The sequence below is a fragment of the Simonsiella muelleri ATCC 29453 genome, assembly GCF_002951835.1.
Lineage (GTDB): Bacteria > Pseudomonadota > Gammaproteobacteria > Burkholderiales > Neisseriaceae > Simonsiella > Simonsiella muelleri.
Genome location: NZ_CP019448.1, coordinates 2241573 through 2257384 on the forward strand (window position 1 = coordinate 2241573; position 15812 = coordinate 2257384).

The 15812-nt window shown below is 42.7% G+C and carries 15 protein-coding genes; 8 read left to right on the forward strand and 7 right to left on the reverse strand.

Going from position 1 to position 15812, the window contains the following annotated elements; translation table 11 throughout:
- Positions 1-77: 77 nt before the first annotated feature.
- The 3 genes from BWP33_RS11040 to BWP33_RS11050 are packed head-to-tail and all read right to left on the reverse strand — an operon-like array spanning position 78 to position 2360.
- Positions 78-683, reverse strand: a complete 606-nt coding sequence (locus BWP33_RS11040; RefSeq protein WP_002642415.1) for a DUF4303 domain-containing protein — start codon at positions 681-683, stop codon at positions 78-80.
- 45 nt (positions 684-728) lie between these two features.
- Complete coding sequence (locus BWP33_RS11045; protein ID WP_002642414.1) at positions 729-1679, reverse strand: phosphatidate cytidylyltransferase; 951 nt, start codon at positions 1677-1679, stop codon at positions 729-731.
- A 3-nt stretch (positions 1680-1682) separates the two neighbouring features.
- Positions 1683-2360, reverse strand: a complete 678-nt coding sequence (locus BWP33_RS11050; protein WP_002642413.1) for a lysophospholipid acyltransferase family protein — start codon at positions 2358-2360, stop codon at positions 1683-1685.
- 275 nt (positions 2361-2635) lie between these two features.
- Here BWP33_RS11050 and BWP33_RS11055 point away from each other — a divergent pair, with 275 nt between their 5' ends.
- The 4 genes from BWP33_RS11055 (at position 2636) to BWP33_RS11070 (ending at position 6922) form a co-directional block, all read left to right on the forward strand.
- Entirely contained in the window at positions 2636-3097 is a 462-nt protein-coding gene (locus BWP33_RS11055) for a DUF494 family protein (RefSeq protein WP_002642412.1), read from the forward strand.
- Positions 3098-3231: 134 nt separating this feature from the next.
- Entirely contained in the window at positions 3232-3873 is a 642-nt protein-coding gene (locus BWP33_RS11060) for a hypothetical protein (protein WP_002642411.1), read from the forward strand.
- 150 nt (positions 3874-4023) lie between these two features.
- Positions 4024-6348, forward strand: a complete 2325-nt coding sequence (gene topA, locus BWP33_RS11065; protein WP_002642410.1) for a type I DNA topoisomerase — start codon at positions 4024-4026, stop codon at positions 6346-6348.
- A gap of 160 nt (positions 6349-6508) precedes the next feature.
- Positions 6509-6922: an MliC family protein gene (locus BWP33_RS11070; RefSeq protein ID WP_002642409.1), complete on the forward strand. Its 414-nt coding sequence runs from the start codon at positions 6509-6511 to the stop codon at positions 6920-6922.
- Positions 6923-7042: 120 nt separating this feature from the next.
- On the opposite strand, the gene ispH is transcribed toward BWP33_RS11070, so the two are convergent.
- The 3 genes from ispH to nadE all read right to left on the reverse strand — a co-directional run bounded on the left by ispH (position 7043) and on the right by nadE (position 9416).
- Positions 7043-7978: a 4-hydroxy-3-methylbut-2-enyl diphosphate reductase gene (ispH, locus tag BWP33_RS11075; protein ID WP_040629198.1), complete on the reverse strand. Its 936-nt coding sequence runs from the start codon at positions 7976-7978 to the stop codon at positions 7043-7045.
- A 72-nt stretch (positions 7979-8050) separates the two neighbouring features.
- Positions 8051-8530, reverse strand: coding sequence for a signal peptidase II (lspA, locus tag BWP33_RS11080; RefSeq protein WP_002642407.1), 480 nt, complete (start codon positions 8528-8530; stop codon positions 8051-8053).
- 67 nt (positions 8531-8597) lie between these two features.
- On the reverse strand, positions 8598-9416 hold the full coding sequence (nadE, locus tag BWP33_RS11085) for an NAD(+) synthase (RefSeq protein WP_002642406.1): 819 nt from the start codon (positions 9414-9416) through the stop codon (positions 8598-8600).
- 81 nt (positions 9417-9497) lie between these two features.
- On the opposite strand from nadE, the gene BWP33_RS11090 reads away from it, so the two are divergent.
- Positions 9498-10604, forward strand: coding sequence for a metallophosphoesterase (locus tag BWP33_RS11090; protein WP_002642405.1), 1107 nt, complete (start codon positions 9498-9500; stop codon positions 10602-10604).
- Positions 10605-10861: 257 nt separating this feature from the next.
- Complete coding sequence (locus BWP33_RS11095; protein WP_224451238.1) at positions 10862-11956, forward strand: endonuclease/exonuclease/phosphatase family protein; 1095 nt, start codon at positions 10862-10864, stop codon at positions 11954-11956.
- 20 nt (positions 11957-11976) lie between these two features.
- Here the strand turns inward: BWP33_RS11095 and BWP33_RS11100 are convergent, their stop codons facing one another.
- Complete coding sequence (locus BWP33_RS11100; protein ID WP_002642403.1) at positions 11977-12612, reverse strand: isochorismatase family protein; 636 nt, start codon at positions 12610-12612, stop codon at positions 11977-11979.
- Between the two features lie 167 nt (positions 12613-12779).
- Between BWP33_RS11100 and BWP33_RS11105 the strand changes: the two genes are divergently transcribed.
- Together BWP33_RS11105 and dnaJ are read left to right on the forward strand one after the other, a co-directional pair.
- Positions 12780-14303 (forward strand): ABC transporter permease, encoded by a 1524-nt coding sequence (locus tag BWP33_RS11105; protein ID WP_002642402.1) that lies wholly within the window; start codon positions 12780-12782, stop codon positions 14301-14303.
- Positions 14304-14628: 325 nt separating this feature from the next.
- Positions 14629-15771: a molecular chaperone DnaJ gene (gene dnaJ / locus BWP33_RS11110; RefSeq protein WP_002642401.1), complete on the forward strand. Its 1143-nt coding sequence runs from the start codon at positions 14629-14631 to the stop codon at positions 15769-15771.
- Positions 15772-15812: the final 41 nt, after the last annotated feature.

Below are 15812 nucleotides of genomic sequence, written 5' to 3' on the forward strand. Positions count from 1 at the left end.
AATTTTGTGATAAAAAATGAAATGGTTAATCTTCAGGCTACCTGAAGTATATTAATTAATTGATTAATATAATGAAGTTAATCTTCGTACAATTCATCAACCCAGCCAAGTAAAGTTGCTTTCAGGCTGCCTGAAGTTTCTTCGTCCCAACGCTGCAAAAATGCGTGATGCAAAGCTGGTGGATTCAAAATCGCGGAAGATTGGTCATCGACATCTTCATCAAAAATATCCACATAATGCAAAAACAACACCATTTCACCACGCGCTCGTTCTGCACCAAAAATTCCTTGTGTATCACATGTTTGCAATGCAGCAATGAGACATTCTTGGTAATCATGGCGTAATTGTGCATAGCCAATTTGGTCGTCATCGTCCAAATGTTCGCCGATGACTTTGATGGCTTGATGGACACGATTGTCGGTAAATTGTCCATCATAAACCCATTCGCTTGGATACCAAAACCAAATGGAATCTTCCTCATTATCATCATCTTGCTCTAAAGATTGTGCCAAAGCCTCCACCGTATTTGCTGCGCAAAAAAAGCCACACGGATACTCCACCAAACCCAATGCAAACGCATAAATGCGCTCGTTACCTGTTTTGTGGCGAATATCTGCCATTGCTTCGGTAATTTCTGCCACCGCCAAATCATGAATATGTTGTTTTTGTTTATCCGTTAGCATAATATTCCTTGAATCTGAAAGCCTATTTTTGCAGGCTACCTGAAATCACATTACCCAAAAATACCGCACAACATGAAAAAAAATCGGCGCAGCAAAACATAAACTGTCCACACGGTCAAGCATTCCACCGTGTCCGTCAATCATTCGTCCCCAGTCCTTCACGCCGTAGCTACGCTTAATCCCCGACATCACCAAACCACCCAAAAAGCCCATCACACAAATCAACAAACCAATTAAGGCAGCCTGAAACGGCGTAAACGGTGTCAACCAATACAAACTCGTTGCCAATACAGTCGCCGACATGATGCCACCCACCGTACCCACCACTGTTTTATTGGGCGACAAAGCAGGCATGATTTTACGTTTGCCCAGCGTTTTGCCCCAAATAAATTGAAACACATCACTGGCTTGCACCACCAATACCAAAAAAATTAACAACAAAATATTACGGTCTTCAAATCCCACAATATTCAAATTCATCAACGCAGGAATATGCGATAAACAGAAAATAGTTACCATCGCACCCCATTGGATTTTGGCTGTTCGTTCAAATAATTGCTCTGTATCGCCACTGAAACCCGTGATAATCGGCAAAATCAAAAACGCATACACAGGAATCAACACGCTAAACATGCCATACCAATCAATCAACACAAAATAATATTGCAATGGTAACAAACCATAAAAACACAATGCCACCGCGTTGTGGTCGCCACGGCGGCGATAAATCAACGTCATGAATTCGCGTAACGCTGCAAACGATACGCCCAAAAACAAAATAATCGCACCAACTCGGTCAAACCAAAACGCCAATAACAACAAAACCACCATCACCCACCACGAACGAATCCGCGCATTCAAATTATTCACCGAATAACTGTGTGGATGGCGTTTTTTCAGCCAACCGCCAACCAAATTTGCCAATATCAACACCAGCAAAATTCCCAAAAAAATGTATCCCGCATCAATCGGAAGCGGTTTATAAAATGGCTGCATGGTTTATTCCTTTGTGGCTTTGGGTTGATGGAGGCGTTTGGTTTTGGGGGCAAGTGCAAGCATGGCATCTTGGGCGCGTTGTAGAAACTCATCTTTGTTTTCATTGGGTAATAATTGCATTTCATCACCAATGAACACATCACAAATAATCGGTACAGGCACCAGTTTACCTTTGGGCAACACACGGTTAATATTATCAATCCAAATAGGAATAAATTTCACGTCTGGATTCTCACGCGCTAGATAGTAAATACCTGATTTAAATGGCAATAAAATGGTATTATCATCGGTATTTCGCGTACCTTCAGGGAAAATAATCAACGAAGAATGTTCTTGTAATGCAGCGGTCATTTGGGCGGTAACGGCTTTGGGGTCATTGCCATGTCGCGCAATTAATAACCCATTGAATACATTATTAATCACAAATTGGCGAATCTTACCACTCAACCAATAATCCGCCCCTGCCACAGGCCGCACCACGTCGCGCCATTTTTTGGGCAATGAAATCCACACCAGCACAAAATCACCATGACTGGCATGGTTGGCAAAATAAACTTTTTTTTCGGGAGTAAAATTCAAATCGCCTTCAAATTTTGGACGCACGCCCGTGATAAATGAAACGAATGCCGATAGGCTGTGGTCTATTACCCACGCCGTGAATTTGCTCAAAAAAGAAAACATGATGCTTGTTCCAAAGAACACAATAAGACGCACATTTTAACGTATTTTTGCATTAAAGGCAGCCTGAAACCTGTGCAAAACCTTAAATTTAAGTGCAATTCAAATCAATAAAATTACATAACATTCAGATAATATTATTAAAATGTTTTCAAGAGTTGGAGAAACGCATCACGAAGAAATGCACCAATTCAATAGGGTTTTGCAAAAGTTTCAGGCTGCCTGAAAAATCAGTTATAATGCGCAAATTTTGTTTTGCGTCAGCAAAGGCTCACTCAATGATTCAAATCGCGGCTTTTTTAATGGCTCGTTTTCCCAATGTACAAGCCTGTCCGATGGGTATGGAATTAGGCGAAATGTTGGAGCAAGTAGGTTTTGATGAAAACGAAATCGGTAAGACTTTATTATTCTTACAATTGCTTGAAGAACACGAATATGCCATCACCCAAGCCATCAATCCACAGCCTCATTCCATGCGAATTTATCACCCCGATGAATTGAAGTATTTATCCGATGATGTGCTGGATTTTCTCCAATTTCTGCAAAAAGAACACCTGATTCAAACAGGACAACGCGAATTCATTATTTATGCGTTGATGTATTTGCCTGAGGATGACATCACTTTGGACGTGGCCAAAACGTTGGCTTTGCTGGTGTTGTGGGCGCACAATATAGAAGTACCAGTATTCATTCAAGATGAATTAAACGTTTTATTACCACGACCAAATTTAATGCAATAAATTGATTTTACAGTTTTTCAGGCTGCCTGAAAAAGTCGGACACCAAAATTGTCCGACTTTTTTTTCATCAACCCCTTGTCAAAATTCTTTCTTAACATACAATAAAAAAAGAGTTTATTTTTTTGAGACAAAATATGCGTTCCATTTTTTTATTGATGTCATTAAGTGTATTGGGGGCGTGTGGCGACAATGCGGACAATTCTGTCGCTGCCGTTTCACAAATCTCAGCTGCCACGCCCAAACCCACAAAATGCACCATTACCAGCAACAGCATCGGAGATATCGCGTTAGGCAATACCATCGCTCAAGTAAGACTCGGACACCCACAAGCCGTGCTGACACCACTCAAAGACAATGAAGACGTGGCGTTCACGTCCATCAAAATCACGCCAGAAATAGAAATTTTCGCCTACACCGAAAACACCAACACCGCCAATGCCAATAACAGTGAAACCAATCCCATCACTTATTTAAGTACTGCTTCGCGCGTATGCAAAACAGCAGATGGCGTTCACCCTGATATGCTGCTTGCCGATGCAGAACAGGTGTATGGCGCGGTACAACAAATCATCATGAGCGAAGCCGATGCCGCCCAAACCGCCGAATTTGATGAACAACCACCCGAATTGTCTTTCCAAATTGACGACAGCGGTGCGTTTGATTTAACCGATAAATCATTGCCCAAAATCACCACCGATTATCAAGACGGTGCAAAAATCAAAAGCATTGCGGTGATGAATTTGCCCGCCGAAGATGCCACCAACACAGCACAATAATGATTTTCAGAGACTGCGCGTCCCACAAATCAAATTCACAAAAATCATTTTCAGGTAGCCTTACGGTACACACCAAAAAATTGCGTGTACTGCAAGGCAGCCTGAAAACAATTTTATTAAAAAGTTTATTTAAATTAAAGCACAAACATTATGGCAAAAAATTTATTAATTGTAGAATCCCCCAACAAAATCAAATCCATAAAAAAATATTTGGGTGGTGATTTTGAAGTTTTGGCATCATTTGGGCACGTACGCGACTTGGTCAATAAAGATGGCTCGGTGGATACAGAAAATCATTTTGCAATGAAATATCAAATCATCAGCAAAAACAGCAAACACGTTGATGCAATTGTTGCCGCCGCCAAAGAAGCCGATACTATTTATTTGGCAACCGACCCAGACCGCGAAGGCGAAGCCATTTCATGGCACATTGCTGAAATCCTAAAATCCAAACGTGGCATGAAAAACATAGGCGAAAAATTACAGCGCGTTGTTTTCCATGAAGTCACGCCCAAAGGTGTTCAGGCAGCCATTCAACATCCACGCGGTTTGGACATGGATTTGGTGGACGCACAACAAGCTCGTCGTGCTTTGGATTATTTAGTGGGTTTTAATTTGTCGCCGCTTTTGTGGAAAAAAATTCGTTACGGCTTGTCGGCCGGGCGCGTGCAAAGTCCTGCGTTACGCTTGATTTGTGAACGTGAAAACGAAATTCGCGCTTTTGAAACGCAAGAATATTGGTCTATCCATTTGGATTCACACAAAGGACGCACCAAATTTTCCGCCAAACTAACCCATTGGCAAAACAAAAAATTAGAGCAATTTTCATTACCTGATGAAGCCAGCCAAGCCAATATTTTAGCACAACTGCAAGGCAAAACCGCGCAAGTGGCTGACGTTACCAAGAAAAAAGCCACGCGCAAACCCGCCGCGCCCTACACCACTTCAACCATGCAACAAGATGCCGTCCGCAAACTCGGTTTCACAACTGACCGCACCATGCGTACCGCGCAGCAATTGTTTGAAGGGATTGACGTTGGGCAAGGTGCAGTCGGTTTGATTACCTATATGCGTACCGACAGCGTTACTTTATCGCAAGACGCGCTAACCGAAATCCGTCATTATATTGAAAATAAAATTGGCGCAGATTTTCTGCCATCTTCAGCGAAAATCTACAAAACCAAGTCCAAAAACGCGCAAGAAGCACACGAAGCCATCCGCCCAACTTCGGTGTATCGTTCGCCTGAAAGCGTGAAGCCATTTTTGTCGCCCGACCAATTCAAGCTCTATCAAATGATTTGGCAACGCACGGTGGCGTGTCAAATGGTAGACGCGAAATTTGATGCGACCACAGTAGATATTAACGTGGGAGAAGGCGTGTTTCGTGCAACGGGGCAAGTTTTGACGTTTGCTGGCTTTTTGAGCGTGTATCAAGAGGGCGCGGACGAAGACGATAACAGCGAAGAGGATAACAAAAAGCTGCCTGAAATGTCGGTCGGCGATGAATTGCCTGTGGATAAATTGTACGGCGAACAACATTTCACGCAACCGCCACCACGTTTCAATGAAGCGACTTTGGTTAAGGCATTGGAAGAATTTGGCATCGGTCGTCCATCTACTTATGCCAGCATTATCAAAACATTAAAAGACCGTGAATATGTCATTGTAGAACAACGCCGTTTTCAACCCACCGACACGGGCGAAATCGTCAATAAGTTTTTGACTGAACATTTTGAACAATATGTAGACTACGATTTCACCGCTAAATTGGAAAATCAATTAGACGAAATCGCCAATGGCAAACGCGAGTGGATTCCTGTGATGGAAAAATTCTGGAAAGGATTTCACAAGCAAGTTGTTGAAAAAGAAGGCATTGAACGCGCTAAATTCACCACGCAAGAATTAGACGAAATTTGTCCCGAATGCGGCAACCACAAATTGCAAATTAAATTTGGACGCGCAGGACGTTTTATTGCTTGCGCAGGCTATCCCGAATGTGGCTACACGCGCAACGTAAACGAAACCGCCGAACAAGCCGCCGAACGTGTGGCACGTGAAGCTGCCGAACAAGCACAATTGGAAGGTCGTCAATGTCCAAAATGCGGTGGGCAATTGGTTTTTAAAACCAGTCGTTCAGGCAGCAAATTCATTGGTTGCGCAAATTATCCAAAATGCAAATACGTTGAACCATTGGAAAAACCCAAAGACACGGGCGTAACCTGTCCGCAATGTGGCAAAGGACACTTAGTAGAGCGAAAATCACGTTTTGGGACAACGTTTTATAGCTGCGACCAATATCCTGAATGTAAATACGCCGTCAATTCTGAGCCGTTAAATGAACCGTGTCCACAATGCGGTTGGAAAATTACGCTGCGTAAAGTTACGAAACGTTGGGGCGTGGAACGGGTTTGCCCACAAAAAGAATGTGGTTGGAAAGAACAGCTTGAACCGCCTGTTAGTAAAGACAAAAAATAAAGGCTGCCTGAAAAACCTTTATTTTTTTGAATCAAGTTTTTAAAGTAAAATGACTATAAAATTCTGTAAATCTGCTTACATTTTGAATCAAATTCAGTATCATTGTCAGCAGTACAGAGATTTGTACTTAATCAATCTTTTGATTTTTTGGAGAATAATAATGAATATTCGTACATTAATTGCCATTTCTGTTTTGGGTTTGACCGCCGCAGCTTGTACCAGCAACAGCACCAAAACCAGCACAACCAACAGTAGTACCACCAGCTCTGCTTCACATACAACCAGTTCTGTAGCGAAAAATGAAGCAGTTTCGCGTAATGAAACATTTGAATGTCGCAACGGCATGACCGTCTCTTTGACACAAAATAATGTCAATAGCTTAAGTATTTCTGTAGACACCAACAACAGCAGCGCGACTTTGCACCGCACTCAAGCTGCATCGGGCGCGTTGTACACTAATAAACAAGGTTTGAATGGCAAAAACACCGAATGGCACGAAAAAGGCGGTGAAGCAGTATTTGAATTTTCAGACCCATATGGCAACGTAACCGAAACCGTGTGCAAAATGCGATAATTGACATAGTCTTTTCAGGCTGCCTGAAAAACAAACAACCGCTTGATTGTTGATTTCAAGCGGTTGTTTTATGGTGTTGCATTGCCCTATTTTTATTTTAAACGACTATACATCACAAAATTATTTACGCAATTCTTTTGGCAACACAAAAATAATGGTTTCGGGTTCGCCATCACCTTGCTGCACATCGTCAATTCCCCAATCACGAATCTGATTGATTACACCTTCCACCAAAATTTCAGGCGCACTCGCCCCTGCGGTTACACCCACTTTGGTTTTGCCCTCAAACCATTCACGCTGCAAATGAGACGCGTTGTCCACCATATAAGCATCTACACCCAAACCAGCCGCCACTTCACGCAAACGGTTGCTATTAGACGATGTAGGCGACCCAACCACAATCACAATATCGCATTCATTCGCCAAATCTTTGACCGCTTTTTGGCGATTGGTTGTCGCGTAGCAAATGTCTTCTTTATGCGGATTTTTGATGCCAGGAAAACGCGCATTTAAGGCAGCAATAATGCCACTGGTTTCGTCTACCGATAGCGTGGTTTGACTAACATACGCTAATTTATTGGGATTTTCTACCACCAAATCCGCCACATCTTCCACCACCTCCACCAATTTCATTTTACCGCTGGGCAATTGCCCCATCGTACCTTCTACTTCAACATGACCCGCGTGTCCAATCATAATGATTTCATAACCTTGTTCGTCCAAACGCGCTACTTCTTTATGCACTTTCGTAACCAGTGGACAAGTTGCATCAAACACACGAAAACCGCGCTCCGCCGCTTCGGCTTGTACGGCTTTACTCACACCATGCGCGGAATAAATCAGCGTTGCGCCTTGTGGCACGTCCGCTAAATCGTCAATGAAAATTGCGCCCTTTTCACGTAAACCGTCCACGACGAATTTATTGTGAACGACTTCATGGCGCACATAAATCGGCGCACCAAATTCTTCCAACGCACGCTCTACAATCGTAATCGCTCTGTCCACACCAGCACAAAAACCGCGTGGATTAGCTAAAGTAATCGTTTTATTTGACATATTTTTCTCTCTTAATTGATGATTTTCCAAGCTGCCTGAAAATAAAATGGCTGCCAACGTCATTTTTCATTTTCAGGCAGCCCTATTTTTCTTACCTTGCTTCAAACCATCAATAATCAGCAACGCCACGCCCACACAAATAAAACTATCCGCCACATTAAACGCAGGATAATAATGATTTTGCCAATAAAACAACAGAAAATCCACGACCTTACCGTGAATAAATCGGTCAATCACATTGCCAAACGCGCCACCAATAATCATCGCTGCCGCAAAATTACCGAGTTTGCCAAATTCGCCTTTACGCACGCCATTTGCCAACCAACCACTAATCACAAACGCCAGCACAATGAAAAAATATTTCTGCCAACCACTGTGATTTGCCAAAAAACTAAACGCCGCACCCGTATTGTAAACCAATGTTAAATCAAAAAAATGGGGGATAATATTCACACGTTCAAAATCTTCAAATTTCGCCAAAATCGCCCATTTGCTGATTTGGTCAAGAATCATCGCCACCACCGCTGTGATGTATAAAGATAAATATTTCATTCAGAAAACCCGTTTATTTAAATCGCGAAATTGTACACCAAAATGGTTTTCAGGCTGCCTGAAAATCTTAGAGCCTGTGTTCATCAATCACTTTTTCATTCAAATATTCAACGGGAATTTTACAAACAGGAATCGGCTGAATTTTGTGTTGGGTGGCGCGATTCAATTTCACAAAAATATCAAATACTTCTAATTCTCTCCCTGACAAACTCTCACGCGATACGCCTGCTGCCACTTGCATCATGGCGTGTTCCAACTCGGGATAAGTCGCGCCCATTTGCTGCTCATCGGTACGCTCGCCGTCCCACAAACCATCAGTAGGCGCAGCGATTTGAATGGCTTGCGAAACGTCTAATTCTTTTGCTAATTCATAAACTTGGGTTTTTAATAAATCGGCAATTGGGCTAATGTCCACGCCGCCATCGCCGTATTTGGTGAAAAAGCCGACACCAAAATCTTCTACTTTATTGCCTGTACCCGCAACCAATAAGCCGTTAATTTGTCCGTAAAAATATAAAGTTGTCATGCGTAAACGAGAACGTGTATTTGCCATTGCCAAATCCCTATTTTTGGTTTTCAGGCTGCCTGACACGGTTTGTTCAAATTGCTCAAATGTAGGGGTTAAATCAACGGTTTGGCTGCGAACATTGCTGAATTTGGCTTGCAAATCGGCGATGTGCGTGGCGGCTCTGTCAAACTGGTCGGCTTTTTGACGAATCGGCATATTCAAACACAACACATCTAAACCCGTTTTTGCACAAAGTGTTGAGACCACAGCAGAATCCACACCTCCCGACACCCCCACGACAAAACCATTCACACGCGCTTGAATGGCGTAATCTTTCAACCAAGCTGTGATGTGCTGGATAACTAATTGAGTATTCATGGTACAGCTCCGAAAAGATTTGAATTATACAGACTTTGAACTGCTAAAATGTGAAGTTTCCATTCAAAAGGCAGCCTGAAAATGAAATTTCCTTTAATATTCATCACAGTATTAATTTTATTACAATTTCTAACCTACAATTTGGCGCGTGTGCTGATGTGGCAATTCAATATTCGCCATCAACGCGCACGCAAATGGATAATCGCCTTACTTTTTGTTTTTACTGATGGTTTATTATTGATTCACGCGTTGCACTTGGTGCAAGCGTTTCGGTTTGTGGCAAATTGGTTGGTGGTTTTGTGGTTTACGTTTATGGTAACGGTGGTGGTGGTTACGCTGGCAAAAATTTTGCGAAAATTCAAGCATTATCAAAATGATGCAAATTTATTAAACCGAGATTTGCGTGTGGTTGCGCCATTATTGTGGGTGGGTTTATTTGGCTGGGCGTTTTACAATGCGTACACACCTGTTGTGAAACATATTTCCATTGAAATTGACAAACCACTGGCAAAACCTGTGCGCATTGGCATGACGGCAGATTTGCATTTAGGTAGGCTGGTTGGGGCGCGGCAATTAGACAAACTAGCCAATATTATGCAACAAAATCAGGTAGATATTATTCTATTGCCAGGAGACATTATGGACGATGACACAGTGGTGTATGAAGCCGACCAAATGCAACCGCATTTAACCAAATTGCGTGCGCCATTAGGGGTATATGCAACTTTGGGTAATCATGATTTGTTTGGACACCAAAATGAAATCGTACAAGCCATTGAACAAGCTGGTATTCAAGTTTTGTGGGATGATGTGCTACACATTGACAACCGCTTTTGGTTGGTGGGACGCCCCGATAACCTAGACACCCATCGCGCCCAAACCGCCGATTTATTGAAACACACAAACCCCCGTGAACCCGTATTTTTGCTAGACCATCGCCCCGATAAAATCAATGAACACTCGCAATTGCCCATTGATTTACAAGTATCTGGACATGTGCATAATGGGCAAATTTTCCCACTTAATTTTTTGGTGTACGCCATTAATCGAGTATCGTATGGTTATGAAAAAATCAATCAAGGGCATTTTGTGGTAACGTCTGGATTTGGCTTTTGGGGCGTGCCATTTCGCTTGGCATCACAATCAGAAGTGTGGATAATTGATGTCAAAGGCAAATCCATTCATTAAAATTTGATTTTGGTTTTCAGCCTCAATAAGAACCTGTATTCACAGCCAAGCGCGATGTCTTTTTGCCCCATTTAGCACGCCTGCTGCGTTGAATTTCATGCCAATAGGAACGCTATTGACACAAAATTCGCCTGACATTCGCACCAACTGGGACAAAAATCCATTTCACGTTGGCTATGAATACAGGTTCTAAGATAATTTATCATATATCATACGGCTGTTGCACGGCTGCCTGAAACATCATGTGAATCACAACTATGTTATTACTTTCTTTTTCTCTGCCAATGGGCGATTGGTTTTTATTTGGTTTATTGCTGCTGCCAGTGGTAGCAACTCTGTTGTCGCTGGTTAGGCATGACCATTGGGTTTGGCGCATTTTTGATTTCCCACGTTTACAAATTGCGGCAATCAGTTTGTTGTGTATGTTGCTGAATGAATTATTCCAACAAAGCGACAGTTTACTATTTACCTGCATGGAATACGTTAATTTTGCGTGCGCAGTATGGCAAATTTGGCAAATCAGCGCGTACACGCCTTTACGCCCCAAACAAGTGCAAGCGTATACTGGCACAGAAAATGGGCGTACCATCAGTATTTTAACCAGCAATGTACTCACACCCAATCGTCAAGCCAACAAATTAATTGCACTGATTCAACAATATCAACCCCATATTTTTCTCACATTAGAAAGCGATAAATGGTGGGAAGAACAATTGTCAGTTTTGGAAACAGATTATCCACACACAGTTAAAATTCCTTTGGATAATCTGTATGGTATGCATTTATACAGCCGTTTACCATTAAAAGATGCAGAAATTTTGTATCGCGTTCGCGAAGATATTCCCTCTATTCGTGCGCTGGTGCAATTGGAAAGCAGCGAATGGATTCAAATTTATTGCTTGCACCCCATGCCTCCCAGCCCCACTGAAGCCGAAATGTCTACCGAACGCGATGGCGAATTATTATTAGTAGGTAAAGAAATTGCCAAAACCCATAGAGCTTGCATGGTGTTTGGTGATTTGAATGATGTGGCGTGGTCGGATACATCGCGTTTATTTCAGCGCATCAGTGGTTTGCTTGACCCTCGCGTGGGACGTGGTTTGTATAATACATTTCATGCCAATTATCCCTTGTTCCGCTATCCACTGGACCATATTTTCCACAGTACAGATTTTTTGGTATGCGAATTGAAGGTGTTGCCGCATATGGGTTCTGACCATTTTCCTGTTTATGGTAAATTTCAATACGCGCCAGCCGCTGATTTGATTCACGAAACACCAGAAGCCACACAAAAAGACCATGCTCAAGCTACCGAAAAAATTGAAGCTGCTGACCCCATTCAAAAATCATAACAACTGGACGCGCAGTACTTTCAGGCAGCCTGAAGATATTGCGCCACCGCCACCGCGTTATCCAAAATGATTGCGCCAGCCGCTGCCATTTCGTCCCATGCTGCCGCCACAGTGTCCGCCGCAATCCCACGACACGCTGCCTGATTCACAATCACTCGCCAATCACCTCCACGCAACAACTGCAAAACCGTTGATTTAACACAATAATCCGTTGCCAATCCGCCCACAATAATCACGGTTGCGCCACGTACTGTCAGCCATTCAATTAAGCCCGTACTCAATCGCTCACGTACATCATGAAAACACGCACCATATGGGTGCAATTGGGGCGAGACCCCTTTCCAAACACAAAAATCGTATTCGGTCTCTTCAGGTAAATTATCTAATAATTCAAATCCATAAGTTCCTACCATCGCGTGAGACACCCATTTTTCAGGTGCATCAGGCAACCCCGTTGTCTGCAAAATTTCAGCAGGCAAATCGCACAACCATTGAGCGTGTGGCGAATGCGCATCTTTGGTCATCACGCGAAAATTGGCAAGTTTAGCTTGTGCATTCAATTCATTAACAATTTCATCGCCTCCCACCACAGGTAATTCATTCGGGCAAAGTGGTGTGAATGTTTTCTGCGCATCAACATCAATAGAAACAATCATTTATCAATCCTTACATTGAATTAATTAACAAAATATTTTTTCAGGCAGCCTGTCAATGATTTTGTGAATTGATTTGCTGGACACACAATCACTGCCCAAAAACAGAGTTTATATCGCAATCAATTGAATTTGGCTACAATATTATTTTTCACATTCAAATAAACATCATGTATCGCCATTTAATTACATTTATTATTTCTTTGATTCCAATTGGTTTTTTACTGATAACGGTCGTTGTGCCGTTGTGGGCGATGCTGCAATATGACGACAGCGCACCGCTTTGGCGTGAAATTTTATCGGACGATTATTACCGTAACCGATTGATTTGGACAATTTTTCAGGCTGCCTGTACCAGTATTTTGGCGATTGTATTGGCATTACCGATGGGTTGGGCATTGGCAAGACTGCAATTTATCGGACGCAATTGGTTGATTAAATTAATGATGTTGCCATTTATTATGCCAACATTGGTCGCTGGCATGGGTGTATTGGCGTTGTTTGGTGAACACGGTATTGTGTGGCAAGGTTGGCAAGATACACCTTATTTATTGATTTATGGGAATATTTTCTTTAATTTACCCGTAGCGGTTTTGGCAGCGCAACAAGGTTTTCAGGCTGTCCCTGCTAGCCGTTTAGCAGCAATACAAACGTTGGGGGCAAATGCGTGGCAACGATTTTATCACGCTGAACTCCCCGTTTTGCGCAACTGGCTAATTGGTGCGATGTGTTTGATTTTTTTGTATTGTTTTTCGGGATTTGGGTTGGCGTTATTATTAGGCGGACAAAAATATGCCACCATAGAAGTAGAAATTTATCAATTAATTGCATATGAATTAGACATGAGTCGGGCGACAGTTTTGGTGTGGCTGGTGTTGGGCGTTACTGCATTGGCAGGCGGCGCATTTGCATGGCTAAGTCGCCGCCCGATTGGCAAAATCCAAACAAGGCAGCCTGAAAAACCACGTGGCATCAAACAAAAATGTGTGTTGGGATTTTTGTGGTTGATGTGGGGATTTTTTTGCGTGTTGCCATTGGGTGCGGTGGTGTTTCGGGCTGCCTTATCGGTTGATGGGTGGACAATTTTGACCGATGATGACACACTCATTGCCATCAAAAACACACTTAAATTCACCAGTTTAACTTTGTTATTGGCATTGATTTTAGGGTTGACACACGCAGCATTAGCACGGCGTGTGCAGTGGATTCGCAGCATCACATTTTTGCCATTTATGATTTCGCCTGTGTGTTTGGCGTTTGGCGTGTTACTGAAATATCCTGATTGGTCAGATGATTTGACTTTGCTGATTAGTTTGTACGCGCTTTTAGCATATCCTTTTGTTACTAAAGATATTTTGGCAAAATGGGACACGCTGCCTGAACATTATTTTCAAGCGGTGCGCGTTTTGGGTGCGAATCGTTTTCAGGCTGCCTTTTGGGTAACGCTGCCATTGTTATTGCCTGCAATGCGGCGCGGTTTGACGTTTGCGGCGGCAACTTGTGTGGGCGAATTTGCGGCGACTTTATTTTTGTCGCGCCCAGAATGGACAACACTCACCACGTTGATTTACCAAAAATTAGGCAAAGTCGGCGCAGAAAATTATCAACAAGCCTTGATTTTAACTGTTTTATTAATGAGTTTGGCGATTCTGGTGTTTTTGCTATTGGACAAGCAACACGATAAGGGCAATTGACAACAAATTCACTATAGATTGCGCGGAATGTGGTTTTTCTAGTAAACTGATCGTTTGCTTATCAAAAATAATACTTCATTTGAAAGCAGTCTAAGAACCTGTATTCACAGCCAAGCGCGATGTCTTTTTGCCCCATTTAGCACGCCTGCTGCGTTGAATTTCACGCTAATAGGAACGCTATCAGCATGAAATTCGCCTGACATTCGTACCAACTGGAACAAAAATCCATTTTACGTTGGCTATGAATACAGGTTCTAAAACTTGATTTTTGATTGTTTTGCCCCATATTGGCAACAACCTAATTCACAATTAAAAAGAAAAAATTATGAGTAAAGACTTATATCAAATATTGGGTGTTCCCAAATCTGCCAGCGATGATGACATTAAAAAAGCCTATCGCAAATTGGCAATGAAATATCACCCAGACCGAAATCCTGACAACAAAGAAGCTGAAGAAAAATTCAAAGAAGTACAAAATGCTTACGCAATTTTGTCTGATGCCCAAAAACGCGCCACTTATGACCAATTTGGTAATGCCGCTTTTGAAAATAATGGTGCTGGTGCTGGCGGTGGATTTGGCGGTTTTGGTGGGTTCGGCGGCTCACAAAGTTTTGATTTCGGCGATATTTTTAGCCAAATGTTCGGTGGTGGTGGTGGCAGCGCACGCCAACAAAACTTCCAAGGCGCAGATTTACAATACTCCGTAGAAATTTCATTAGAAGAAGCCGCCACAGGTATTCGCAAACAAATTACCGTCCCCACTTACGATGAATGCGATGTATGCCATGGTTCAGGCGCAAAACCTGGTAGCTCCGCCACAACTTGCTCCACTTGCCATGGTACAGGCACGGTTCACGTTCGCCAAGCCATCTTCCAAATTCAACAAACTTGCCCTACCTGCCATGGCACAGGCAAAGAAATCAAAGACCCTTGCACCAAATGTCATGGTGAAGGACGCGTGGCAACAACAAAAACCGTTGAAGTCAATATCCCTGCTGGCATTGATAATGGACAACGTATTCGTTTGAGTGGTGAAGGCGAACCTGGTATGCGTGGCGCACCTGCTGGTGATTTGTACATTCATGTAAGCGTTAAACCACACAAAGTATTCCATCGCGACCCTGAAGCACCGACCGATTTACATTGCGAATTACCCATTAGCTTCCCAACCGCAGCACTCGGCGGCGAGGTGGAAGTCCCCACATTGGACGGCAAAGTCAAATTAAGCGTTCCCGCTGGCACACAAAATGGTAAACGTTTGCGCATCAAAGGCAAAGGCATGAAATCGGTTCGCAGCAGCTTGGTAGGTGATTTATATTGTCATGTGGTGGTGGAAACACCCGTGAATTTGACCGAACGCCAAAAAGAATTGTTGCAAGAATTTGAAAACCTCACTTCAACCGACCGCAGCCAAACCCCGAAACAAAAAGGCTTTTTGGATAAATTAAAAGAAATGTTTGATAATTAAATCAATTAAAAAAAGGGCGGATAATGATGTATTCGCCCTTT

What these genes read in the sequence shown, in the direction of transcription:
- BWP33_RS11105 (WP_002642402.1), top strand. Translation starts at nt 12,780, where the DNA reads ATGTATCGCCATTTAATTACATTTATTATTTCTTTGATTCCAATTGGT.
- nadE (WP_002642406.1), bottom strand. Translation starts at nt 9,416, where the DNA reads ATGAATACTCAATTAGTTATCCAGCACATCACAGCTTGGTTGAAAGAT.
- BWP33_RS11040 (WP_002642415.1), bottom strand. Translation starts at nt 683, where the DNA reads ATGCTAACGGATAAACAAAAACAACATATTCATGATTTGGCGGTGGCA.
- BWP33_RS11045 (WP_002642414.1), bottom strand. Translation starts at nt 1,679, where the DNA reads ATGCAGCCATTTTATAAACCGCTTCCGATTGATGCGGGATACATTTTT.
- lspA (WP_002642407.1), bottom strand. Translation starts at nt 8,530, where the DNA reads ATGAAATATTTATCTTTATACATCACAGCGGTGGTGGCGATGATTCTT.
- dnaJ (WP_002642401.1), top strand. Translation starts at nt 14,629, where the DNA reads ATGAGTAAAGACTTATATCAAATATTGGGTGTTCCCAAATCTGCCAGC.
- BWP33_RS11060 (WP_002642411.1), top strand. Translation starts at nt 3,232, where the DNA reads ATGCGTTCCATTTTTTTATTGATGTCATTAAGTGTATTGGGGGCGTGT.
- BWP33_RS11070 (WP_002642409.1), top strand. Translation starts at nt 6,509, where the DNA reads ATGAATATTCGTACATTAATTGCCATTTCTGTTTTGGGTTTGACCGCC.
- topA (WP_002642410.1), top strand. Translation starts at nt 4,024, where the DNA reads ATGGCAAAAAATTTATTAATTGTAGAATCCCCCAACAAAATCAAATCC.
- ispH (WP_040629198.1), bottom strand. Translation starts at nt 7,978, where the DNA reads ATGTCAAATAAAACGATTACTTTAGCTAATCCACGCGGTTTTTGTGCT.
- BWP33_RS11050 (WP_002642413.1), bottom strand. Translation starts at nt 2,360, where the DNA reads ATGTTTTCTTTTTTGAGCAAATTCACGGCGTGGGTAATAGACCACAGC.
- BWP33_RS11095 (WP_224451238.1), top strand. Translation starts at nt 10,862, where the DNA reads ATGTTATTACTTTCTTTTTCTCTGCCAATGGGCGATTGGTTTTTATTT.
- BWP33_RS11090 (WP_002642405.1), top strand. Translation starts at nt 9,498, where the DNA reads ATGAAATTTCCTTTAATATTCATCACAGTATTAATTTTATTACAATTT.
- BWP33_RS11055 (WP_002642412.1), top strand. Translation starts at nt 2,636, where the DNA reads ATGATTCAAATCGCGGCTTTTTTAATGGCTCGTTTTCCCAATGTACAA.
- BWP33_RS11100 (WP_002642403.1), bottom strand. Translation starts at nt 12,612, where the DNA reads ATGATTGTTTCTATTGATGTTGATGCGCAGAAAACATTCACACCACTT.